Source organism: Streptomyces sp. NPDC103540, from assembly GCF_055584445.1.
This window is the reverse complement of record NZ_JBVJMA010000003.1, coordinates 149,913-171,811: the sequence shown is the minus strand read 5'-3', so window position 1 is coordinate 171,811 and position 21,899 is coordinate 149,913. Positions and strand designations below refer to the sequence as shown.

The window sequence follows — 21,899 nt, the reverse complement described above, 5'->3', positions numbered from 1 at the left end:
CGCTGTTCGCGTCTTCCGGGTTTCCCAGCAAAGCAGCGGGGGCGGGCCCTTCGGCCGCTATCGGGCAGCAGCTTCCTGCCGGGCGCCCGGCAGGAAGTTGTCGCAGGCCGCGAGGATCTCCTCCAGGTCGGCGACCGCCGCGGGGACGCCCTCCGTCAGCATCACGCCCGAGGGGTTGAGCATCGGTTCGTCCACGCCGGCGCGGCGGTAGGCGTCGAGGCCCTCCGCGATCTCCCGAGCGGTGCCGCTCAGCACGACCTGCCCGCCCAGGAGGGCGTCGGCGGTCGCCGTCGGGTCGTGCGGGTCCACGGACACCCCGGCGCGGCGCAGCATGTCGGCGTAGTGCGGGACCTCCAGGTGGGAGCCGGCCGCGGCCAGGGCCACCCGGCGCGGGTCGCGGCCGGGGCGGGTCAGGGCCACGTGGACGGCGGTGGCGATCCGCGGGCGCGCGGGCCGCTCGCGAGCCCCCTCCTCCAGGGCGGGCACCAGGGTCCCCTCCACATAGGACGGCGGGGTCATCCAGGTGATGGCCACGTCGGCGACCTCCCCGGCCGTACGCGCCATGCCCGGACGCAGCACCCCGGCCCCGACCTCGACCGGGGCGTGGTCCAGGGGCGTGAGCGCCCCGTGCATCTGGTGGTACGGGCCGTCGTGCGCGACGGTCTCGCCGTTCAGGAGGGCGCGGACGCTGGAGAGATAGTCCCGCACGGCCGTGCGCGGGCTCGCGTACGGGCTGCCGGTCAGCCCGGAGACGAAGCCCGGATTGCCGATGCCGAAGCCCGCGACGACCGGGCGCCCGGTGATCAGGGCGAGGGAGCGGGCCTGGAGGGCGGCCTCGTAGGGGTGGCGCAGCGGCATCAGCGTCACGCTCGTGCCGACCGGGGTGTCGAGGCCCTGCCCCGCGAGGTGGGCGATGACCTGGTGCGGTTCGGCCTTGAAGGACTGGCACATCCACAGCCGGCGGGCGCCCGTGCGCCGGACGAGGGAGGCGAAGGGGGCGACGAGTTCGGGGTGGTCGGGCTGGAGGGGGTAGAGGACGGCGGGGCGGTGGGGGGCCGGGCTCGGGTGCGGTGCGTTCACGGGGTCCACCGGTCGCTTTCCTGTGCGGGGGAGGGGATTTCGTCGGGGGCTTCGTCGGGGGCTTCGGCAGGGGCTTCGTCGGAGTCGGCGGAGGCGCGGGTGTCGGCGCGGGTGTCGGCGCCGGTGTCGAGGGTGGCCACGAGGAAGAGGTCGGGGTCCAGGTGGCGGGCGGCGGCCTCGGCCACCTGGTCGGGCGTCACCTCGGCGAGCCGCTCCCGATGGGTGGCCAGCCAGTCCAGGGGGAGCCCGGCGGACGCGAAACCGGCCAGCGCGCTCGCCTCCTCGGTCCGGGTGGCGAGGGCGAAGCGGGTGAAGCCGATCGCGTGGGCGCGGGCCCGCTCCACCTCCTCGGGGGAGGGACCCCGATCGGCGAGTTCGCGCAGGACGCCGACGATCTCCTCGGCGATCCGGTCGGCCGTGCCCGGGGCGCCGGCGGCCTCGATCTCCAGCCAGTCGCCCGCCCGGTTGCCGCGCGGCTCCGCCGACACCGCGTACGCGAGCCCGTGCCGGTCCCGGATCCGCCGGACCAGCCGCGAGGAGGCGGTGCCGCCCAGCACCGTGTGCGCCAGGTGCAGCGGGACGTGCGCGGGGTCGTCCGCCGCGACGGCGGGGCCCGCGCACAGCACGAGGGCCTGCCCGGGGTCGTCGTCGTCCGAGCCCGCGGGGACGGCCGACGCAGAGAGCCGGCCCGGGCGCGGGGTGCTGCGGGCGAAGGGCGGCGGGACCAGCCCGGACGGGCCGCCCGACCACCCCTCCAGCCGCTCCCGCACCAGGGCGCACACCGCGTCGGGTTCGTCGGCGGACATCACCAGCAGCACCGCGCCGGCGGGCACCACGGCCCGCGCGTGCAGGGCGTACAGGTCGTCGGTGGAGGCCTGCGGCACGGGCGGCGGGGACAGCAGCGGGTGCTCCCCGAAGGCGTGGCCCAGCAGCGCGCGGTGGAGCCGCGACCGGGGGCCCGGGGTACGGGGGGCGGCGCCCGCGCGGCGCAGCGCGAGGGCGAGTTCGTCCTCCCGGTACGCCGGGCGCAGCAGAAGGTCGGACAGGAGCGCGAGGGCTCCGGGCAACCCGGGGCGGAGCACGCTCGTCGCCATGACCAGGGACTCGGCGGTGACGACGGTGCTCAGCTCGGCGCCCAGATCGGCGGCGCGGTCGGCGATGTCCTGCCGGGTGCCGCCGCCGGACGCGCCGGCCGTGGTGCCGGCCGTGGTGCCGGTCCCGAGGCAGGCGGCCAGCACGTCCCGCGCCCCGGCGAGACGGTCCGGCGCGGTGCGCGCGTAGGGCAGGACCAACCGGACCTCGGCCAGGGGGGCGCCGGGGGCCCGGACGGCGAGGACCCGCAGGCCGTTGCCGAGGAGGGTGTCGCTGGTCGTGCGGTTCACCGGGCGTCTCCGAGTTCGGTCACCGAGCAGGGGCCGGTCAGCAGGGTGCGGGCGGCGGCGGACACCTCGGCGGGCGTGACGCGGGCCAGGTCGTGGGGCAGGGCGTCCAGTCCACCGCTGCCGGGGAAGACCAGGGCCGTGCGCCCGAGGGAGACGCTGCGGGCGGTCAGGGAGTCCGCCCGGCGGTGGCAGGCCAGCAGCAGCCCGTTCAGGGCGCGCCGGTGTTCGGTCGCGTCGGTGGGGTGCGCGGCCAGTTCCGTCAGGAGCTCCCGCCAGGCGTCGAGGGCGACGGCGGTCGGGTCGGTCGCGGTGCCGGGCGCGGGGGCCTCGGGGCGGGGCACGGCGAACCGCGCGAGGGTCAGGTCCGGCGCCGCCGAACCGAGCCACTGTCCGTGCAGGCCGCAGGTGACGCCGGCCGCCGCGATCCGGGGGTCGCGGCGCACCAGGCGCGGCAGCCGGACGCGACCGATGACTTCGGCCAGGACCACCTGGGCGAGGTAGCCGGCGCGGTCGCGGACGGGGTCGGGCAGGGGATGGCCCAGGGCGGCACCGCCGACGGGGGAGACGAGCGGTGCCGTCCGGATCGTGGCCGACGCGCCGGAGCGGGCCGACGCGCCGGGGCGGGCCGGGGCCCGGGGCGCCGGAGAAGGAGTCGCGGCGGGCGCGGTGGCGGCCGCGAGAGGCGCCGCCGGGAGGTCCGAGAAGAGCGCGCCGACCGTGCTCGCGACCCGGTGCGCGTCCACGTCGCCCACCACGGAGAGCACCATCGCCTCCGGCCGGTAGTGGCGGCGGAAGAACGCCTCCACCTCGGTGGTGGTGACCCCCGCCAGTTCCGCGGCCGTGCCGAAACAGTCCCGGGCGCCGGGGTGGAGCGCGCCGAGGGCCGCTTCCCAGACCCGCCCGCCGGGCGCCGCACCGCGGATCTCCTCCGCGATGACGGACACCTCCGTACGGATGACGTCCGGCGCGGGGGCGAAGTCCAGCAGGCGGCGCGACTCCCACTCCAGGACCTCGGTGAGCATCCCGGCGGGCACGGTGGTGTGGAAGACGGTGTGGTCGCGGTGGGTCTCGGCGTTGCAGACCCCGCCGGCGGCCTCGACGCGGGCGACGTGGTCGTCCGCTGCGCCGTCGGGGCGGTCGGAGCCGTCGGGGCCGTGGCCCTCGGGGGCCGCGGCGCGCGGGAACATCAGGTGCTCGACCAGGTGGGCCATGCCGTGCCGGTCCACCGGATCCGCGTCCCCGCCGACCGCCACGGTCAGCGCGACCGACACGAGGCCGCCGCCGTGGCCGGGGAGGGGTTCGACCGACAGCCCGAGGCCGTTCGGCAACCGGCTGTCGTGGGGGCTCATGCCAGCGGCCGGAAGACGGAGACGCACATCTTGCGGCTGTCGCCGCCGTCGAAGGGCTGCTCCTGCCAGCCGGCGTACCGGCCGACCAGCTCCAGGCGGGCGATGGCCGCCAGCAGGTCCAGCTCGCTCGGCCACAGGTAGCGCATCACCGTGGAGGAGGACCTGGGGGCCTCGCCGTCCAGGAAGAGGGTGCTGTTCAGCAGCATGTTCTGCGAGGCGGGGAGCACCTCCAGCGATTCGATGACCACGCCGCGGGTGCCGGCGGGGCGGGTGGTGACGTCGGCCTTGCGCTGGACGTGGTAGTCGCTCGGGTCGAAGGTCTCGATCACCACGCGGCCGTCGGGGGCCGTGTTCCGGGCGATGGCGTGCATCATCGCGATCTGCTCGTCGATGGTCATCGCGCAGCACAGCACGTTGAACGGGGCCAGCACCACGTCGAAGGTCCGCCCCAGGTCCAGCTGGACGAGGTCCCCGAGTACGGGGGTGACGCGGCCCTGCGGGTCCTTCTCCGCGAGCTTGGCGAGCATGCCCTCGGAGGTCTCCACGCCGTGGACGCGGAAGCCGTGCTCGACCAGCGGCAGGGCCACGCGGCCGGTGCCGACGCCGAGTTCGAGGACGCTCGCGCCCGGCTCGGCGATGGTGGTCAGGTACTCGGCGATCTCGTCGGTGGCGGGGTGGATGTCGTCGTAGACGGAGGCGAGGGCGTCGCTGTAGGCGGTGGTGATGGCCGTGCCGAGCCCGCTCGCGTCGGCGGGGGCCCCGGCCGCGGCGTCGGTCGCCGTCGCCTCCAGGGCCTCCGCCGCCTCCGTGGCCTTCGTCGCCTCCGCCGTCGCGCCGGCCTGCGTCTCGGCCGCCTGCGTCTCGGCCGCCGTCGTGTCCGTGGGCGTCGTGTCCGTCGTCTTCGTCGTGGCGCTCATGCTCGGTTCCCCTCCGTCGTGGCGATGTTGTTCTCGGGCCGCAGCGGGTCGATCCCCGCCTTGCGGAACTCCCGCGCGACGCGCTCCTCCAGCGGCCCGCGCGCCGCGCCGGCCCCCCAACCGCCCGCCGTCGTCGCGTGGTCGACCAGGGCGGTGGCCAGGGCGAAGCTGCGGTGCTGGCCGAAGCTCATGCTGCTCTGGCCCGGACGCGGGTCCCGCGGGTCCCAGGCCGCGGCCACGCCCGGGGCGAGCCGCTCGGTGAACAGCGAGGTGTCCGCGCCCCGGCCGGGCAGGTCCCGTACGGCCTCGACGACGGCGCGCTCGGCCGCCTCGTGCGCACCGTGCAGGTACACGACCAGGCCGTCGCGGCGCGGGAAGTCGTCCGGGTCGGACAGGGCCTTGGCGTGGTAGAGCGCGCCGACCCCCTCCAAGGCGTGGAGCGCCGCCTCCCACAGGCCCGCCGCGGCGTCGCCGTCGACGGCGTGCAGGAAGACCCGGCGGATGGGTCCGGCGGGGCGGGGCAGCGCCCGCGAGCCCATCACGTAGAAGAAGCCGGGCGACAGCGCGGGACGGGCCGCCTCCAGCGCCAGTTCGACGAGGTCCCCGGGCCGGACCGCGTCGAGGTCGCCGACGAGCCGGTCGGCGGGCACCCGGGCGGTGATGTCCGGCATGCGCACGACGAGCTGGGCACCACCTGGACGGTCGAGCACCTCGATCAGCCGGGCCCGCGTGGGCGTCCAGGCGTGCGGCACCCCGGCCGCGAACCGCCGCTCCAGGTCGGCGTCGCGCAGGTTGCGCCGGGGCGCCCCGCCGGGCTCGCCGCGCTGCGCGCCATTGCCCGCGTGGAACTCCTCGTACAACGCGTGGGCCAGGCGTCCGCGCAGGTCGCGGGGGCTCTCCGTGGTGAGCTCCCGCCCGGAGACGGTGGCCCGCAGGCCGTCGGCCCGTACGGTGACCAGGTCGAGGGCGGCGGACAGCCGCGGCGCGAGGACGTCCGCGAGGGGCACGGGCGCGGGAAGGGGCGGGGTCAGGGTCATCGGGAGCTCCCGGAGGGCGCTTCGAGCCGCAGCGTGGCGACGGCTCCGGACGGATTGAGCAGCAGGACGCGCCCGATCCCGGCCGCCGCGCGGGCGACGGGGTTGAGGATGGCGTGGGCCTGGGCCGTGGCGATCAGCCGGTCGTACATGTGCCAGCCGGCGAACCCGACGGCCCGTTCGGCCAGTTCGGCATCCGGGGTGCGGCACTCGACGTAGCCCTCCCAGAACGCCGCGATCCGGGGGACGTGCCGGCGCAGGCTCGCCGAACCGCGCTCGACGATCTCCTCGTGGGTGAGGTCGAAGCCGAGGACGGGGGCGTCCGCGCCGGGGTCGCCGGTCGGGGCGAAGACCGAGTACGTGGACTGGAAGAGCCACTCGCCGATGAAGGCGCCGACGTCACGGGCCGGGTCGGCGATCCGGAACTCCTCCCAGTCGCACAGATGGAGGTTCCCCTCGTGCAGCAGGAACTGATCGAAGCGCAGGTCGCAGTGGGCGGGGGTGCGCGGGGCGGACTCCTCGCGGGCACGCAGGCCACGCAGCGCGTCCACGACCTCGACGTCGTCCTGGACGAGCTTCCAGGCGGCGATCTGCGCCATGCTGCGGTCCTGGAGCGCGCTCCACGGGAAGGCCTCCAGCCAGGCCAGCGGCGGCAGCGGGGCCTCGCCGGTGTCGATGTCGGCGCCGTCCGGGTCCAGTGCGTGCAGGGTGGCGACGGCGCGGCCCGCCTCGCGGCACATGTCCTCGTCGAAGCCGCCGTCGAGGGCGATCTCCGAGCCGGAGCGGGAGCCGGACAGCAGCCGGTAGGCGTTGAGGGCGGCCGGGCGGTGGGCGCCGAGGTGGACGGGGGAGCGCAGCGGGGAGTCGGCGGGGAGCCGGCCGGCGAGGGCCTCGTAGGCGAGGGTCCGGTCGAGTTCGGGGCTGTCGCCGTCGGGGCCGCGCGAGACGGTCTTCACGAAGACCTCCTCGCCGCTGGTCGTCGTACCGGCCCAGTTGTCGTTGCGGCCGCCGAAGGAGGTCAGGCCGTCCGGTACGAAGCTGCCGAGGCCGAGCCGGTCGAGCAGTTCGGCCACCTCGGGGACGGTGTCCAGCTCGGTGGGCCGGAAGCGCAGCAGCGCGGGCCGCTTCTCGTCGGCGGGCCCGCCGGTCGTCCCGTCGGTCGTCCCGCCGGTCGTCCCGTCGGTCTTCTCGTCGGTCGTCGGGGTCGCAGTAGTCATGACACTCCCTGGGGGACCGCTCTGCGGCCCTCCTCGTCGATCAGCTCGGCGGTAAAGGCGATGTAGTCCAGGAGTTCGTCGTCCCACCCCCGGTAGGTCGCGAAGTCCTGCATGTGTGTGACGACCCGCAGGACGGCGGCGCGCCCCGCGAGCACCGGATCGGGGCCGGGGCCGTAGGCCCGCAGCAGGAGCCGTCGCAGGTCGGCCGTGTCCTGGTGCGCGGTCGTCCAGTCCAGCTCCGCGAGTTCCCCCAGCAGCCAGCCCAGGTCCAGTTCGGGCCGGCCGAGGCCCAGGTCCTCCCCCGTGAGCAGGGCGGCCCTGCCGGCGCTCAGGGGCGGTACGAGGGCCCCGAGCGAGGCCCAGCCGTGCACCGGCGACAGGGGGCGTACTCCGTCCTGCCGGGCCCGCGGCTCCGGGGCCAGGACGTCGGCCCAGTCGAGCAGCCGCGCCATCCGCCGGGTACCCCAGACGGCCAGGGTGCGGCGGCGCAGCTCACCGTCCGAGCGGCACCGGTCGCGCAGCCTGCGCACCCCGGGCGGGGCGGCGAGGGGCGGCGCGCGGTGCGCGGGGACGGGCGCCTCGTGCAGCGTCCGCAGGGCGGGGCCGACCGAGGCCAACGCGTGCGCGACGAGCGCCCGGGCCTGGGGGCGGAAGTCCCGCAGCCAGGCGGCGGCGGAGGAAGGTCCCGCGACCCGGTGCAGCAGGCCGTCGTCGCAGGGCTCCGGGACGGTCAGCAGCGCGGCGCCCGGGGGCGGTTCGGGCAGGTCGGCGACGAGGGCGGCGGCGGGCGCGCGCAGCGGCCCCGCGACCTGCGCGCCGGGACCCTGCCACCACAGGTGGGCGCCGTCGGGCGTCCGGAGCACGCGCGTGACCTGGAGGTCCGTCCCGTACTCGGCGACCGTCTCGCAGCCGTCCGGCACGACCGCGGTCCGGGTGTCCCGCGGTGCGACCGTGGTCATGGCGTCGGTTCCTTCCCGTTCGTGGCGGCGGTGGCGCCGGAGGCGTGGGCGTGGGTGTGGGCGTGGGTGTGGGCGTGGGCCACGCAGAGGTCGTAGAGCTCGTTGAGGGGCGCGGAGCCGCCGTCCTCCAGTTCCCCGGTGCTCGCGCTGACCGCCGGGATCGTCGGGGCGAGCACCACGCCGGGGCGGGTGCGCAGGGCGTCCAGGTGGCCGCGTACGACGGGGTTGCGGTGGGCGGCGGGGGGCAGGGAGGGGGCGACGCCCACCAGCGCGTCGGTGCACTGGAGGGCGAGCAGCAGCGGGGTGTCGGTGATGCCGAGGGCGTAGCGGCCGACGAAGTGCAGGGTGGCGGGGTGTACGAGGACGAGATCGGCCCAGCGGGCGAGTTCGACGTGCGGGACCGCGGTGCCGCGGACGCCGTTCCAGTCGTCGACGAAGACCTCCTCGCGGTTGAGCACGGAGATCGCGTCGGCGGAGACGAAGCGCAGGGCCGAGCGGGTCAGCGCGACGCGCAGCTCGACCTCCGGGTGCGCGTTCTTGATCCAGTTGATCCAGAAGGGGAGGAAGGCCACCCCGAGGGCCCCGGTTCCCACGACGAGCACGCGCCGGAATCCGGCGTCCGTACCGTCCATCACTCACTCCTCCTCACGGGACGTGCGCGGGCGTGGGGTTCACGCCGCGCCGGGGCCGGCCGGCCGCCCGCGACGACGACGGTGCGTCGTGCGGGAACCGGCCGGTCCCCGGAAGTCACGCTTCGATCAGCACTTCTTCTCGACGGTCTTCGCGGCGAGCGAGCCGAGGGCGGAGGCGCAGGCCTGCGAGGAGCGGGCGGTGATGACGGTGGCCTGGATCGCCCACGGCACGGTGGGGCTGAAGGCGGGACCGGCGGTGTTGCCGTCGTGCAGGCCCAGCTCCTCGGCGGAGGTGTAGGCGGTGTAGCCGTCGAACAGGTCCTTCTCGCTGACGTTCTGCATGGTGATTCCCTTGTTCTCGTGGTGTGTCGGTCGTACCGGGATGACCGCGGTGCGCGGGATCGCCGGGATTGCCGGAGTTACCGGGGTTACCAGGAGTGCCGGTTACCGGGAGTGCTGCCGAGTGGCTCGGATCAGCACTTCTTCTCGACGGTCTTCGCGGCGAGCGAGCCGAGGGCGGAGGCGCAGGCCTGCGAGGAGCGGGCGGTGATGACGGTGGCCTGGATCGCCCACGGCACGGTGGGGCTGAAGGCCGGGCCGGCGGTGTTGCCGTCGTGCAGGCCCAGCTCCTCGGCGGAGGTGTAGGCGGTGTAGCCGTCGAACAGGTCCTTCTCGCTGACGTTCTGCATGGCGAAGCTCCTCGAAGAAATCGCGGTGAATGTGCCGGATCCGCCTGACCGGCGGCCGGTGTCCGCTGGGGACACATCGATATTGACCCGGTGGAGAAGTCCCGCGCCATTGCCACTTGCGGCATTGACCACACCGTCAACTCCGCAGGCGGCAATGCCGGTTCGATTCGCCGGTCGCGCCGGCCGCGTCCGCGTTCCCGGGGTTCCGGCGGGCGCCGCAGGGCGGGCACCGGCACTTGCGGCATTGCCGCAAGTGTCAATTCCGCCCGCCCGCGCGGAGCATTAGAAATACGTGTGTGAACACTTCTGAATCGGATCAGCCCAAGGCCGAAAAGGCTGAGCGGCCCGCGCTGCGCGCGCTGCTCTCGTACGCGCGACCGCACCGCGGTGTTCTACTGGTGGTGCTGCTCCTCACCCTGCTGGCCAGCGCCGCCGGCCTGGCCCAACCGATGGTCATCCAGAAGGTCCTCGGGAACCTGATGACGGGCGCCGGGCTGCGCGACGAGATCCTGCTCCTGGTCGGTCTGCTCGTGCTGTCCATCGCCCTCATGTGGGGGCAGGCGTGGCTGAGCGAGCGCACCGCCGAGCGCGTGGTCCTCCACGTACGGCGCGGCCTCATCGCCCGCCTGATCCGTCTGCGCACCAGCGAGCTCGACCGCACCGAACCGGGCGGCCTCACCACCCGCGTGACCTCCGACAGCACCCTGGTCCAGCACGCCGCCACCGGCGGGATGATCCAGCTCGTGGACGGATCGATCCACCTCGTCGCCACCATCGTGCTGATGGGTGTCATGAGCCTGCCGCTGCTGGGCATCACCTCGGTGGTGCTGCTGGTGGTCGGCGTCGCGATGGGCGTGGTCATGCCGCGCATCCGGCGCGTCACCACCGAGGCCCAGGAGTCCGTCGGCGCGATCGGCGCCGCGCTGGACCGGGCGCTCGGCGCCGCCCGCACCGTCAAGGCGAACGGCGGCGAGGCCAAGGAGACCGAACGCGCCGAGGCCGCCGCCGAGCGGGCCTACCGGGCCGGCCTGGTGGGCGCCCGCTACCAGGCGATGATCGCCGTCCTGGCCGGCCTCGTCGTCCAGGCCTCCTTCCTCGCGGTCATCGGCTTCGGCGGGGCGCTCGTCGCCACCGGCACGCTCGACCTGGCCGCCCTGATCGGCTTCCTGCTCTACCTGTTCAACCTCGGCGGGCCCATCCTGTCGCTGGTCTCCGGTACCACCGCCCTCCAGCAGGGCCTCGGCGCGCTCGCCCGCATCGAGGAGGTCCGGGAGATGGAGACCGAGGACGACGTGGACCTGACCCCGGCGCGGCCCTCCGGCCCGCCTCCGGAAGTGGTCGTGGAGGGCCTGGAGTTCGCCTACGAGGGGCGTACGCCTACCCTGAAGGGGACCAGTTTCACCGCGCCCGCCGGCGCGGTCACCGCGATCGTCGGCTCCTCCGGATCGGGAAAGACCACGGTGTTCTCTCTGATCCAGCGCTTCTACGACACGGACGCGGGCAGCATCCGCCTCGACGGTACGGACATCCGCACCCTCAGCCGGGCCGACCTGCGCCGCCGCATCGCCTACGTCGAACAGGACTCCCCGATGCTCGCGGGAACCCTGCGCGAGAACCTCCTCTACTCGGCACCCGACGCCTCCGCGCAGGACATCGCCGAGGTGCTGCGCAAGACCCTCCTCGACGATTTCGTCGCCGGACTCCCGGACGGACTCGACACCGCGGTCGGCGCGCGCGGCCTCGCCCTCTCCGGAGGCGAGCGGCAACGCCTCGCCATCGCGCGGGCCCTGCTCCGCAAGCCCCAGGTGCTGCTGCTGGACGAGGTCACCGCCCACCTCGACGGGCTCAGCGAGATCGCCCTGCGCAAGACCGTGGAGCAGGCCGCCGAGAACTGCACGGTGCTGCTCATCGCGCACCGGCTGTCCACGGTGACCTCAGCCGACCAGCTGATCCTCTTCGACGACGGCCGGGTCGGCGACCACGGCCCGCACGGGGAACTGCTGGAGCGCAACGACGCCTACCGCGAGCTGGCCGCGACGCAGCTGGCCGGGGCCCGCTGACCCGGGCCGCGCGAGGGGTACGGGGCCGCCCGCGCGCGGCCCCGTACCCGCTCCGCCGGCCCGGTGGCGTCCCGTTGGGCGGCACCCGTCCCGCTCGTACCACCCGTCCCACCCGCACCGAAGGACTTGACGCATGAACGACGCAGACCGGAACCCGACCCCCATCGAGGACACCCGCTTCGGCGCGATCACCGTCCGCCAGGACGGCCAGGAGTTCCTCCTGGTCGAGGGCGAGCAGATCCCCCGGGTGACCCTGGAGCGCGACCCCGCGTCGGAGGTGGACCCGCAGACGGCCATCGGCACCCGCGACCCGGCCTTCCTCACCCTGCGCGTCGACGGCGAGGAGGTCGCGCTGAAGCCCGCCAAGGGGTCCCTGAGCCGGCGCTCGTACCGGGTGGACGTGGCGTACGGCGGCGCGGACTACCGGCTGGTCCCGGACTCGGTGCCGAGCAGCCGACTGACCCGCGACGGCGTCCACCTCGGCGACTTCTCCTCCGACGGCGACGAGTCGGTGATCGCCGAGTGGCAGGAGGGCGTGGAACTGCGGCCCGCGGACGCGGCGATCGGGTACGCGCTGGCCTCGGCCTTCGGGACGGGCGGCCAGCCGATGTGGATGATGATCGTCGACGGTGTGAGCAGCGCGCTGCCGTAGCGCGACGGGCACGAAGGACGCGAGAGGCCCCGACCGGGTGGACCGGTCGGGGCCTCTCGGCTTTCGCCGGGCGGTATCGGTGGTGTCAGCGGTATCAGCGGTATCGACGGCGTCGACGGGGCGCGCGCTTCGGAGGATCAGGCGGCGGCGGCCGTGGCCGCGCCGCGATCCGCCGAGGCCATCGCGTCCCTGATGTCGTCGGCGTAGAGGTGGGCGACGAGCGCCGCCTCGAACCGCGACTTCAGGCGCAGCTTGCGCACGATGCTGGCCGTGTGGGCCCGGATGGTGCGCTCCGCGATGCCGAGGTGGCGCGCGAGCCGGCGGTTCTGTTCCCCGGACGCAAGCAGCAGGAGCACTTCCACCTCACGCCCCGTGAGGGAGGAAAAGTCCAACAGGTGGTTCTCAGTCAATGGCTTCAAAGTAGCTTCCCCCGTGGAAGGTTCATGATTCAGGTCACTTTCGGCCACTACGCCGGACTCCGCTTTTTACCTTGGCATTACTCTTCCTCTCAGTACGCGAGATCGCACGGCATATGACCCATGCCGAGCGGCGAACATCGGCACGGCCTGCGGGGGCAATAGTGAACGGCACCAGCCTGCACATACTCGGACTATCGGCGACGGAGGAGCGGATATACCGCCACTTCCTCCGCAACCCGGGCACGCTCGGTGAGGACATCCACGTCCTCCTCCACGCGCCCCGGGAGGAGGTCGAAACCGGCCAGAAGAGGCTGGTCCACCTGGGCCTGCTGCACGGCGACCGCGCCGGGATCTACGCCGCCGACCCCGAGACGGCCGTCGGCCGGCTGACCGACCACCGGCTCCGCGTCCTGCACGAACAACTCCAACAGGTCACCCGGACCCGCCACCTGATCGCGGAACTCAAGGCCGAACAGGGCGCCCGGTCCCTCGCCCCCCAGGGCGTGGAGCGGCTGGAATCGCTGCCCCAGATCCGTGACCGGATCGACGACCTCGCCTTCTTCGCCCGCGAGGAGATCCTGTCGGTGGAGCCCTACTCGGCGCTCACCCCCGACAACATCGTCCACGCTCGGCCCCTCGACGCCCGCTGCCTGCGCCGAGGCGTCCGGATCCGCAGCGTGGTCCTCCAGGAGGCGCTCGACCACCCGCCGACCGTCGCCTACCTGCGCGAACTCACCGCGCAGGGGGCCTCGATCAGGGTCGCCGAGAGCTTCTCCGAGCGGATCCTCGTCTACGACCGGCAGACCGCGCTGGTTCCCGTCGACCCGGCCGACACCTCCCGCGGCGCGCTGCTCACGCAGCAGGCCGGTCTGGTGTCGAACATCCTCGCCCTCTTCCAGAAGATCTGGGACCAGGCCGTCGACCTGGCCGTGCTCACCGACGACGGTTCGGACTCCGCGCAGGTGCTGTCGGAGATCGAACGCCGGGTGATGGAAGAGATGTGCCGCGTGGGCAAGGACGAGACGGGTGCCCGCAACCTCGACATCTCCGTGCGGACCTACCGCCGCCACGTCGCCGACGTGCTGCGCATCCTCGGCGCCGGCAGCCGGCCGCACGCCGCGCTGCTCGCACGCGAACGCGGCTGGATCTGAGGGGACCCGACGGGCTCGGCAGCCCTTACGGTTCCTCCGCGCGCCACCCGCGCAGGGACCCGTCCGCGAGCGTCCGGGCCAGCCAGTCCCGGACCGCCTCGGTCCGCGCCGCCGCCGGGGTGTCCGCGGAGGTGTCGATCAGCATCGTGATCCGGTCGTCCGTCACCCGCTGGGAGAACGTCCACCGCGCGGGCAGCAGGACCACGAGCCGCATCACGGTGCTTTCCGCCGCCGCCCCTTCGGGCCCGGCCCGGACCAGGACGACCTCGCCCGGTCGCCGTTCGTTCATCGAGGCCCTCACTGCCAGCCGTTGACGCAGCGCGGCTTCACCGGCAGCTGAGGCAGCTGCGGGAGCGCCCGCTTCAGGGAGTCGGGCAGCAGGTCGGGGAGCGGGATCGAGGGGGTCGTCGGACAGGGCTTCTGCGCGGCGGCGGCCGGCTGCGAGGCGGCGGCCTGCTGCGGGGCGGGCGCCGCCGAGGCCTGGGCCGGGGTCAGCAGGACGAGGAAGGCGGCGGCGGGCAGCAGGGCGGCGCTGATCTTCTTGACGCTCATCGTGGTCTCCGTGGGTGGAAGAGCGGTGGGTTCCCGGGCTGTTGGCCCGTGGGAACAACCTTGTCAGCGGCCCGCGGTCCCCTCCACGGAGATCGGTGTCAGCTTGTTGCACCCGTGACATCAACTTCGTGCCACGACCCCGCCGCGGCCGCCGTAAGGATTCCGTCACCGTGCCGGCCATGGCCCCGCGCCGCGCGCCGCGCTTGAATCTCCCGTGAGGATCTTGACGCGGGAAACGGAAGAAGGGGAACCCCCGATGGCGATGACGAGGCGACGTGGCGCGATTCTGACGGGCGCGGCCCTCGCCGCCGTGGCCGTACTGGCGGTCGGCCTGTACTGGTTCCAGCCGTGGAAGCTCTGGCAGGACGCGACCATCGCCGAGGCCCTGCCCACCGCCCCCGCCGCACGCCCCTCCGGGCCGGGCTCCGCACCGCCCGCGGCCCCCCTGACCGTCGCCGAGGGCACCTTCATCAGCCACGAGCACGCCACCACCGGCACCGCGAGGCTCGTCCGCCTCCCCGACGGCTCGCACACCCTGCGCCTGGAGGGCCTGGACACCAGCAACGGCCCCGACCTGCGGGTCCTGCTCAGCGACGCCCCCGTCAAGGAGGGCGTGGCGGGCTGGCGCGTATTCGACGACGGCCGCCACGTCAGCCTCGGCCGCCTCAAGGGCAACAAGGGCGACCAGAACTACGCCCTCCCCGCCGGCGTGAACCCGACCGACTACGGCAGCGTCACCATCTGGTGCGACCGCTTCGACGTCTCCTTCGGCGCCGCCTCCCTCAAGGCCGCGTGACCGCCCCCCGCACCCGCCGCTCCGGCGCCGGCACCGGACCGTGCGCCGGCAGCAGCTCGGTCGTGACGAACGCGACCACGGCCGACAGGATCACCAACGGCGCCGCGGCCGTGCTGCCCAGCAGCAACACCACGAGCACCACACTGCTCACCGGCAGCCGCAGCACCCCGGCCGCCGCCGCGCCCAGCCCCACCGCCAACCCGGGCACGATCCCCAACCCCGGCAGCGGCGCGCACAGCAGCCCCGCCGCCGCCCCGAGGAACAGCGCGGGGAAGATCGGCCCACCGCGCAGGGTGCCCAGGCAGAGCCCGTACGCGAGCCCCTTGAACACCAGTACGCCGACCAGCGCCCCGATCCCCCAGGCCCGCGGGTCGGTGACCAGCCCGGACATCAGCGCCTGTCCGGACGAGGCCACGTCGACGGGGCTGCGGTCGGTGAGCAGCGTGTAGAGCGCCGCGCACACGCCGGCCCCCAGCGCGCACAACAGGCTCCGCTCGACCGTCCGGGTGGACACGAACACCGCGACCTGCCGGGCCCCGCCGATCACCGCGTGCAGCGCGAACGCCACCGCCACGGAGATCGGCAGCGCCCACAGCACGTCAAGCGCGTCCAACCGCTGGAACGGCTCTGTCACCTTCATGGCCAGGCCGGGCGTCTGGAGCCCCGTCCAGTGCCCGAACCCGGTGAAGACCAGCGCTCCGATGCCACTGGAGAGCAGCGCGGGCAGCATCACCGCGAACAGTTGCGGCCCACCGATGCCGGCCATCTCGATGAGCAGCACCGCGCCGATCAGCGGGCTGCCGAAAATGGCCGAAATCGCCGCACCGGCACCCGCCGCGCCCAACAGCACGGCCGTCCTCTTGGGCGCCGGGGAGCGCGTCAGGTCCCGGAACATCAGCGCGAGCCCGCCGCCGAGGGCGATCAGCGGGGCCTCCGGCCCCAGCGTCGCGCCGAGCGGCAGGCTCGCCGCCGCCGCGAGCAGCACGCCCGGCAGCGCGATGGGCAGGGTGGCGCCCCCGCCCATCCCGGCGGCCGGGATGTGACCGCCCCCGCCGGGCAGGCGGAGCGCGACCAGGGCGACGAGCACGCCGGCGAGGGGGAGCAGCACCAGCGGCCACCACCAGGGCGCGGTGTCCCAGCCGAGGGAATGCGGCAGGTCGTCCCACAGGGCGTGCTCCAGCCAGTGCATCCCGGCGAGGAACCAGAAGGCCGCGAGCGACACCGGGATGCCGACGAGACCGCAGATGACCAGGGTCTTCAGATAGCCGGGGGAGCGCAGGATGTCCCCCAGCCGATCGGCCTCGGCGGACTGCACGGGCTGCGCCGGCCGCCCCGCACCCGCACCCGCACCCGCCTCCGCGCCCTGGTCCGCAGTCATGGGTCGCTCCTTCCCGGCCCGCCGGACGTGTGCCGGGACAGGCCGATCCGTACCGCGCCGAAGAGGAGTTTGGCGACCAGCCCGACGACGATCAGGTCCGCCGCCATCTGAACGGTGGTCAGGACCCGCCCGCCCCCGGTCGTCGGCACGATGTCGCCGAAGCCCACCGTCGCGAACACCGTCATCGTGAAGTACAGGGCGTCGGTGCGACTGAGCGGCTCGGTGAACGCCTCGGGCCGGCTCTGGGAGAGCAGGAAGTACGTCGCGGAGAACAGCAGCAGGAACAGCGGCACAGCCGTGGCCAGCGCCTCCACGGCCCGCAGCCGCGGAAACCGGGAACGGGCGATGGCGTTCACCTGGAGGACGACCACCCACCCGAAGACGAGCAACCCGCACAACAACCCGGCCACGGTGGCGACCCCGAACCCGTAGTCCAGCGGGGCCAGGTAGTACAGCGCGGTGAGCAGGACGACCGCGCCGAGGCTCCGCAGCAGGGGGCCCACGAGCGGAAGCACGCGCCCCCACCGGCCGCGCCGCTCACCGGAGCCGTCGTCGCCCATGCCACACCTCGCCCAGGACCGGCGGCCCCTCCCAGGCATTCCAGCACCGCCCGCCCCACTCCGCACGTCGAGCGAAGCACCCGGAGCACACCCCCGAGAACCCCCGAAAAGCCCCCGGAAACCACTCAAGGGCCTGACCCGCGATGCGGATCAAGCCCTTGACCTGGTCTTACGAAGTCGGGGTGGCGGGATTTGAACCCACGACCTCTTCGTCCCGAACGAAGCGCGCTGCCAAGCTGCGCTACACCCCGATCGCCGCCCCGCAGCCGTGCTGCCTGGCGACATCGATTACTTTAGCCGACCCGCGCCCGGAGACGAAATCCGGTTTTCGCGGGGGCCACGGCGGGGCCGGGGGAAGGGGTCAGGCCTTGGGGGCCAGCGTCAGGAGCGTCGCCTCCGGCGGGCAGGCGAAGCGGACCGGGGTGAAGCGGTTCGTCCCGCAGCCGGCGGAGACGTGCAGGTAGGAGCGGTGCCCCTGGGCCTCGTAGGTAGACAGCCCCTTCACCCGCTTGGTGTCGAGGTCGCAGTTGGTGACCAGGGCCCCGTAGAAGGGGACGCACAGCTGCCCGCCGTGCGTGTGCCCGGCGAGGATCAGCGGGTAGCGGTCCGCGGTGAAGGCCTCCAGCACGCGCAGGTACGGGGCGTGCACGACGGCCAGCGAGAGGTCGGCGTCCGTCTCCGGACCGCCCGCGACGCGCTCGTAGCGGTCCCGCTTGATGTGCGGGTCGTCCAGTCCGGTGAACGCCAGCTCCATGCCGTTCACCTTCATCCGGGCCCGGGTGTTGGTGAGGTCCAGCCAGCCCGCGGCGTCGAAGGCGTCCCGCATGCCCTCCCACGGGTTGTGGACCGCGCCGACGACCGGCTTGTTGCCGTTGAGCCCGTGCCGGCCCTGCGCCTTCTCGATCAGGTACCGGCCGGGGTTGCGCAGTCGGGGCCCGTAGTAGTCGTTGGAGCCGAAGACGTACACGCCGGGAAACTCCATCAGCGGGCCCAGCGCGTCGAGGAGTTCCGGAACGCCGTCCGTGTCGGAGAGGTTGTCGCCGGTGTTGACGACGAAGTCGGGGCGCAGGCCCGCCAGGGACTGGAGCCAGGCGCGCTTCTTGCGCTGCCCGCCGACCATGTGGATGTCCGACACCTGGAGCACGCGCAGCGGTCGCGCTCCCGCCGGCAGGACGGGCACCGTGATCCGGCGCAGTCGGAACGACCGGGCCTCGAAGCCGGCGGCATAGGCCACTCCGGCGGCCCCCACGGCCGCGAGGGAAGCGGTGACCTTCAGGGGAACTCCGTAACGCGCGCGCATGCCCCCATCGTCGCAGACCCGGAAAACCGGAAGGCGCCGACCGCCGCGCACCTGGCACACTCAAGGGCATGACCACGCTCAAGGCCAAGCTCCAGGACGACCTCACCACCGCCATCAGGGCACGCGACGAACTCGCCTCGTCCACGCTGCGCCTGACCCTCTCCGCCATCACCAAGGAGGAGGTCGCGGGCAAGGAGGCGCGCGTCCTGTCCGACGAGGAAGTCCTCAAGGTGATCGCCAAGGAGGCGAAGAAGCGCCGCGAGGCCGCCGAGGCCTTCGCCCAGGGCGGCCGCGCCGAGCAGTCGGCCCGCGAGACCGCGGAGGGCGAGTTCCTCGACGCCTACCTCCCCAAGCAGCTCGGTGACGACGAGCTCGACGCGATCGTCGCCCAGGCGGTGGAGGAGGCCCGCGCCGCCGGTGCCGAGGGGCCGCGCGCCATGGGCGCCGTCATGAAGATCGTGAACCCGAAGGTGGCGGGTCTGGCGGACGGCGGCCGGGTCGCCGCCGCCGTGAAGCGCCGGCTGTCCTAGCGCGAACGGGAGCGGGAACGGAACGAGAACGGGGGAGGCCCCGGCCGGAGTGATCCGGCCGGGGCCTCCCTCGTTGCGCGTGTGCCGCGCGCTACGGCGTCGTGACGCCGCCGATGCCGCCCGGGTCCGTCGGGATCTCCGGGATGGGCTTGGTCGGCGTGCCGCCGCCCGTGTTGCCGCCCGTGCTCCCGCCAGGGGTGCCGCCGGTGGCCGCGCCGCCCGTCGTACCGCCGGGCTTGTTGTCGCCGCCGGGCTTGCCGGGCTTCTGGGGCTTGTGCGGGACGTTCGGCGGGTTGGGGGTGTTGCCCCGACCGCCGTTGTTGCCGCCGTTGCCGTTCCCGCCGGTGGCGTTGCCGCCGCCGTTGTTCCCGCCGCCACCGCCCGGAACGGAGGGCTCCGGGATGCTGACCGAGTGGAAGGACGGGGCCTCGCGTCCGGACAGGGCGCCCGAGACGGCGTCCTTCCAGATCGGGCCGGGCAGGCCACCGCCGAAGACCTTCGGGTAGTACTCCCCGCCGATGGTGATGTTCTCCATCGTGATCTTCTTCGCGCCGCCGGAGCCGACCCACACCGCGCCGGACATGTTCGGCGTGTAGCCGACGAACCAGGCGTTGTAACGGCTGTCGGTGGTACCGGTCTTGCCCGCGTTGTCGCGGTCGGTCAGGCCGGCCCGCTCACCCGTACCGGAGTCGACGACCCCGCGCAGCAGGGTGTTGACGGTGTCGGCGGTGTCCTGGGACATCGCGCGGTCGCACTTCGTCTTCGGCACCGCGAGCGCCTTGCCGTGGGCGTCGGTGATCGACTCCAGGGCGATCGGGGTGCAGTAGACGCCCCGGTTGGCGAAGGTGGCGTAGGCGTTGGCCATCGTCAGCGGGGACAGTTCGGCGGAACCGAGCGCGATCGAGGGCTCCTCCGGCAGCTTCACACCGCTGGCCGGGACGACGCCGAGCTTCTGCGTCATCTCCGTGACCGGGCAGAGGCCGATCTCCGAGATCATCTGCACGAAGTACGTGTTGATGGACTTCTCCATCGCCGTCTTCAGCGCGTACGGGCCGACCTCGTCCTCGGTCTCGTTCTCGGCGGTCTGGAGCTTGCCGTTGCCCAGGGCCAGGTTCTGCCACTTGGTGCCGTCGCACCGCGGGACCGGGCTCGGGTACTCCATCTTGTTCGGCGCCGAGTACACCTTCGTCGGCGACATGCCCTGCTCTATGGCCGCCGCCGCGATGAACGGCTTGAACGTCGAGCCGACCTGGAAGCCGAAGTTGGAGCCGCCCATCCGCTTGTCGACGGAGTAGTTGATCTGCGTCTCGTTCTTGCCGAAGCCGTACGGCTTCGACTGGCCCATCGCCAGGACCTTGCCGGTGCCGGGCTGGACCATGGTCACGGCGGTCGCGATCGAGTCGTCCTCGTTCACGTGGTCCTTGATCGAGGCGTTGGCCGCGTCCTGCGACTGCGGGTCCAGCGTCGTGCGGACCGTCAGGCCGCCCTGGTTCCAGATCTTCGCCCGCTCCTCGCGGGTCTTGCCGAAGACCGGGTCCGAGAGGAAGGTGGCGCGGACGTAGTCGCAGAAGAAGCCCGCGCCCTTGACCGCGGTGATGCAGCCGTTCTTCGGCCGCGTCACCTTCAGCGTGACCGGCTTGGCCTTCGCCTCGTCGGCCTCGGCCTGGGAGATGTCCTTCACGTCGGCCATGCGCTGAAGGACGATGTTGCGCCGCTTCATCGCCTCGGTCGCGTCGTTCACCGGGTCGTACCGGCTCGGCGACTGCACGAGGCCGGCGAGCAGCGCCGACTCCTCCAGGGTCAGGTCCTTCGCGGGCTTGCTGAAGTAGCGCTGGGACGCGGATTCGATCCCGTACGCCGCCTGCCCGAAGTAGGTGATGTTGAGGTAGTTCTCTAGGATCTTCTTCTTTCCGAGCTCTTCCTCGACCTGGATCGAGTACTTCAGCTCGCGGATCTTGCGACCGAGGCTCTTCTCCTGCGCCTCGCGCACCTTCGTCTCGTCGTCGCCCGCTTCCTCGACGAAGACGTTCTTCACGTACTGCTGCGTGAGGGTGGACGCGCCCTGGGCCGCGCCGCCCTCCTGCGCGTTGCGGTTCACCGCGCGCAGGATGCCCTTGAGGTCGACCGCGCCGTGTTCGTAGAACCGTGAGTCCTCGATCGCGACGATGGCCTTCTGCATGTACGGCGAGATCGCCGTCAGCGGGACCACCTGGCGGTCCCGTGAATAGACGGTGGCGATCAGGCCACCCTCCGCGTCCAGGATCGTGGTGCGCTGGCTCAACGGAGGAGTCTTCAGATTGGCCGGGATCTCGTCGAAACCCTCGACGGTCCCCTTGGCCGCGAGCCCCAGCGCGCCTGCGCCCGGGATCGCGATGCCGGCGAGTACGACTCCGGAGAGAACGGACACCCCGAGGAACTTGGCGGCCTGCTGTGGCCCCGTGAGCCCGCCGCCCGAGCGCTTCTTTCCCATGGAGGGCAGCCTACGTTCTCATTCGCCGGACACACGCGAATGCCTTGGCCTAAGCTGTCCCCAACTGTCACAGCAGCGCGGCCCCGCATCAACCCCTCGGCTTGATTTTCACCCTTCCCGAATCGGGTGGACACATGTCCGAATCCCGTCGGTCACTCTGACGGCCTCCCGCCGGCGCCTTTCCGATTTCACCCGAATCGCCGGAATGGTCGGGCATGTCGTCGCATCACTCCGTCGGGTGATCTGCCGCTTACCCATAGTCCGTTCGGACCATTCAAGATTGGGCCCGACGGGGGTGTTGCGCCGTGCCCACCTTCCGTAACGTCCTCAACTGGCAGCGGTGAATATGCCGCATGCCGCCGTGGGGGAGCCTCGATTCGGGAGAGGACGGCGCCGGGATGGGCTGGGTAACCGACTGGAGTGCGCAGGCAGCCTGCCGCACTACCGATCCGGATGAACTGTTCGTTCAAGGAGCGGCACAGAACAGGGCCAAGGCGGTGTGCACCGGATGTCCGGTGCGGACCGAGTGCCTGGCCGACGCGCTCGACAATCGTGTCGAGTTCGGAGTATGGGGCGGAATGACCGAGCGGGAACGTCGCGCCTTGTTGCGCAGGCGTCCCACCGTCACCTCGTGGCGACGGCTGCTCGAAACCGCCCGCACGGAGTACGAACGCAGTACGGGCATCCTCACCGTGGATGTCGACGCGGAGATTGACGTTCCGTACGAGACCTACGCGGCGGCCGGGTAACCCCCGGACGCCACGCGCCGCGA

At 73.1% G+C, this 21,899-nt stretch carries 23 protein-coding genes and 1 tRNA gene; 6 read left to right on the top strand and 18 right to left on the bottom strand.

The features are described 5' to 3' along the window. Nucleotides 1-57: 57 nt before the first annotated feature. The 10 genes from lxmJ to lxmA (ACZ6ZI_RS08700) all read right to left on the bottom strand — a co-directional run bounded on the left by lxmJ (nucleotide 58) and on the right by lxmA (ACZ6ZI_RS08700) (nucleotide 9,259). Nucleotides 58-1,080 carry a F420-dependent peptide dehydroalanine reductase LxmJ gene (lxmJ, locus tag ACZ6ZI_RS08745; RefSeq protein WP_469517999.1) on the bottom strand — a complete coding sequence of 341 codons (1,023 nt, stop codon included), beginning with the start codon at nucleotides 1,078-1,080 and terminating at the stop codon, nucleotides 58-60. Then, nucleotides 1,077-2,462: a M16 family metallopeptidase gene (locus ACZ6ZI_RS08740; RefSeq protein ID WP_469517997.1), complete on the bottom strand. Its 1,386-nt coding sequence runs from the start codon at nucleotides 2,460-2,462 to the stop codon at nucleotides 1,077-1,079. Before ACZ6ZI_RS08740 ends, lxmJ begins: the two co-directional genes overlap by 4 nt. Continuing rightward, a complete protein-coding gene (locus tag ACZ6ZI_RS08735; protein ID WP_469517995.1) occupies nucleotides 2,459-3,811 on the bottom strand; it encodes a M16 family metallopeptidase in 1,353 nt (450 codons plus the stop codon). Before ACZ6ZI_RS08735 ends, ACZ6ZI_RS08740 begins: the two co-directional genes overlap by 4 nt. Further along, on the bottom strand, nucleotides 3,808-4,728 hold the full coding sequence (locus ACZ6ZI_RS08730; protein ID WP_469517993.1) for a class I SAM-dependent methyltransferase: 921 nt from the start codon (nucleotides 4,726-4,728) through the stop codon (nucleotides 3,808-3,810). The genes ACZ6ZI_RS08735 and ACZ6ZI_RS08730 overlap by 4 nt, the downstream gene beginning before the upstream one ends. Further along, nucleotides 4,725-5,765, bottom strand: coding sequence for a T3SS effector HopA1 family protein (locus tag ACZ6ZI_RS08725; protein WP_469517991.1), 1,041 nt, complete (start codon nucleotides 5,763-5,765; stop codon nucleotides 4,725-4,727). The genes ACZ6ZI_RS08730 and ACZ6ZI_RS08725 overlap by 4 nt, the downstream gene beginning before the upstream one ends. Further along, a complete protein-coding gene (gene lxmK, locus ACZ6ZI_RS08720; protein WP_469517989.1) occupies nucleotides 5,762-6,979 on the bottom strand; it encodes a class V lanthionine synthetase subunit LxmK in 1,218 nt (405 codons plus the stop codon). Before lxmK ends, ACZ6ZI_RS08725 begins: the two co-directional genes overlap by 4 nt. Beyond that, complete coding sequence (locus ACZ6ZI_RS08715) at nucleotides 6,976-7,938, bottom strand: phosphotransferase family protein (RefSeq protein ID WP_469517987.1); 963 nt, start codon at nucleotides 7,936-7,938, stop codon at nucleotides 6,976-6,978. Before ACZ6ZI_RS08715 ends, lxmK begins: the two co-directional genes overlap by 4 nt. Continuing rightward, nucleotides 7,935-8,570 (bottom strand): flavoprotein, encoded by a 636-nt coding sequence (locus ACZ6ZI_RS08710; protein WP_469517985.1) that lies wholly within the window; start codon nucleotides 8,568-8,570, stop codon nucleotides 7,935-7,937. Before ACZ6ZI_RS08710 ends, ACZ6ZI_RS08715 begins: the two co-directional genes overlap by 4 nt. A gap of 126 nt (nucleotides 8,571-8,696) precedes the next feature. Then, complete coding sequence (gene lxmA, locus ACZ6ZI_RS08705; RefSeq protein WP_363057133.1) at nucleotides 8,697-8,912, bottom strand: lexapeptide family class V lantibiotic; 216 nt, start codon at nucleotides 8,910-8,912, stop codon at nucleotides 8,697-8,699. A 131-nt stretch (nucleotides 8,913-9,043) separates the two neighbouring features. Next, nucleotides 9,044-9,259: a lexapeptide family class V lantibiotic gene (gene lxmA, locus ACZ6ZI_RS08700; RefSeq protein ID WP_363057133.1), complete on the bottom strand. Its 216-nt coding sequence runs from the start codon at nucleotides 9,257-9,259 to the stop codon at nucleotides 9,044-9,046. A 296-nt stretch (nucleotides 9,260-9,555) separates the two neighbouring features. On the opposite strand from lxmA (ACZ6ZI_RS08700), the gene ACZ6ZI_RS08695 reads away from it, so the two are divergent. Next, nucleotides 9,556-11,319, top strand: a complete 1,764-nt coding sequence (locus ACZ6ZI_RS08695; RefSeq protein WP_469517983.1) for an ABC transporter ATP-binding protein — start codon at nucleotides 9,556-9,558, stop codon at nucleotides 11,317-11,319. Between the two features lie 133 nt (nucleotides 11,320-11,452). Then, the gene (locus ACZ6ZI_RS08690) at nucleotides 11,453-11,971 is read left to right on the top strand and encodes a hypothetical protein (RefSeq protein ID WP_469517981.1); all 519 of its coding nucleotides are present in this window, start codon (nucleotides 11,453-11,455) and stop codon (nucleotides 11,969-11,971) included. Nucleotides 11,972-12,108: 137 nt separating this feature from the next. On the opposite strand, the gene ACZ6ZI_RS08685 is transcribed toward ACZ6ZI_RS08690, so the two are convergent. Beyond that, entirely contained in the window at nucleotides 12,109-12,381 is a 273-nt protein-coding gene (locus tag ACZ6ZI_RS08685) for a helix-turn-helix domain-containing protein (RefSeq protein ID WP_469517978.1), read from the bottom strand. A 170-nt stretch (nucleotides 12,382-12,551) separates the two neighbouring features. Between ACZ6ZI_RS08685 and ACZ6ZI_RS08680 the strand changes: the two genes are divergently transcribed. After that, nucleotides 12,552-13,541, top strand: coding sequence for a helix-turn-helix transcriptional regulator (locus tag ACZ6ZI_RS08680; protein WP_469517977.1), 990 nt, complete (start codon nucleotides 12,552-12,554; stop codon nucleotides 13,539-13,541). A gap of 25 nt (nucleotides 13,542-13,566) precedes the next feature. Here ACZ6ZI_RS08680 and ACZ6ZI_RS08675 read toward each other — a convergent pair whose 3' ends face one another. Then, entirely contained in the window at nucleotides 13,567-13,830 is a 264-nt protein-coding gene (locus ACZ6ZI_RS08675; protein ID WP_469517976.1) for a hypothetical protein, read from the bottom strand. Nucleotides 13,831-13,838: 8 nt separating this feature from the next. After that, the gene (locus ACZ6ZI_RS08670) at nucleotides 13,839-14,093 is read right to left on the bottom strand and encodes a hypothetical protein (RefSeq protein ID WP_469517974.1); all 255 of its coding nucleotides are present in this window, start codon (nucleotides 14,091-14,093) and stop codon (nucleotides 13,839-13,841) included. A gap of 262 nt (nucleotides 14,094-14,355) precedes the next feature. Between ACZ6ZI_RS08670 and ACZ6ZI_RS08665 the strand changes: the two genes are divergently transcribed. Next, on the top strand, nucleotides 14,356-14,889 hold the full coding sequence (locus ACZ6ZI_RS08665; protein ID WP_469517972.1) for a DM13 domain-containing protein: 534 nt from the start codon (nucleotides 14,356-14,358) through the stop codon (nucleotides 14,887-14,889). Here the strand turns inward: ACZ6ZI_RS08665 and ACZ6ZI_RS08660 are convergent. The 4 genes from ACZ6ZI_RS08660 to ACZ6ZI_RS08645 all read right to left on the bottom strand — a co-directional run bounded on the left by ACZ6ZI_RS08660 (nucleotide 14,876) and on the right by ACZ6ZI_RS08645 (nucleotide 18,127). Beyond that, nucleotides 14,876-16,267 carry a chloride channel protein gene (locus ACZ6ZI_RS08660; RefSeq protein ID WP_469517970.1) on the bottom strand — a complete coding sequence of 464 codons (1,392 nt, stop codon included), beginning with the start codon at nucleotides 16,265-16,267 and terminating at the stop codon, nucleotides 14,876-14,878. The genes ACZ6ZI_RS08665 and ACZ6ZI_RS08660 overlap by 14 nt on opposite strands. Next, nucleotides 16,264-16,827, bottom strand: a complete 564-nt coding sequence (locus ACZ6ZI_RS08655) for a potassium channel family protein (RefSeq protein ID WP_469517968.1) — start codon at nucleotides 16,825-16,827, stop codon at nucleotides 16,264-16,266. Before ACZ6ZI_RS08655 ends, ACZ6ZI_RS08660 begins: the two co-directional genes overlap by 4 nt. Before the next feature lie 177 nt (nucleotides 16,828-17,004). Beyond that, nucleotides 17,005-17,078: transfer RNA gene (locus tag ACZ6ZI_RS08650), tRNA-Pro, on the bottom strand. A 110-nt stretch (nucleotides 17,079-17,188) separates the two neighbouring features. Further along, nucleotides 17,189-18,127 (bottom strand): metallophosphoesterase, encoded by a 939-nt coding sequence (locus ACZ6ZI_RS08645; protein ID WP_363057153.1) that lies wholly within the window; start codon nucleotides 18,125-18,127, stop codon nucleotides 17,189-17,191. Between the two features lie 68 nt (nucleotides 18,128-18,195). Here ACZ6ZI_RS08645 and ACZ6ZI_RS08640 point away from each other — a divergent pair, with 68 nt between their 5' ends. Further along, on the top strand, nucleotides 18,196-18,657 hold the full coding sequence (locus ACZ6ZI_RS08640; RefSeq protein ID WP_363057155.1) for a GatB/YqeY domain-containing protein: 462 nt from the start codon (nucleotides 18,196-18,198) through the stop codon (nucleotides 18,655-18,657). Between the two features lie 91 nt (nucleotides 18,658-18,748). Here ACZ6ZI_RS08640 and ACZ6ZI_RS08635 read toward each other — a convergent pair whose 3' ends face one another. Next, nucleotides 18,749-21,127: a transglycosylase domain-containing protein gene (locus tag ACZ6ZI_RS08635; protein ID WP_469517965.1), complete on the bottom strand. Its 2,379-nt coding sequence runs from the start codon at nucleotides 21,125-21,127 to the stop codon at nucleotides 18,749-18,751. A 398-nt stretch (nucleotides 21,128-21,525) separates the two neighbouring features. Between ACZ6ZI_RS08635 and ACZ6ZI_RS08630 the strand changes: the two genes are divergently transcribed. Then, nucleotides 21,526-21,876, top strand: a complete 351-nt coding sequence (locus tag ACZ6ZI_RS08630; protein ID WP_030299276.1) for a WhiB family transcriptional regulator — start codon at nucleotides 21,526-21,528, stop codon at nucleotides 21,874-21,876. Nucleotides 21,877-21,899 lie beyond the last annotated feature (23 nt).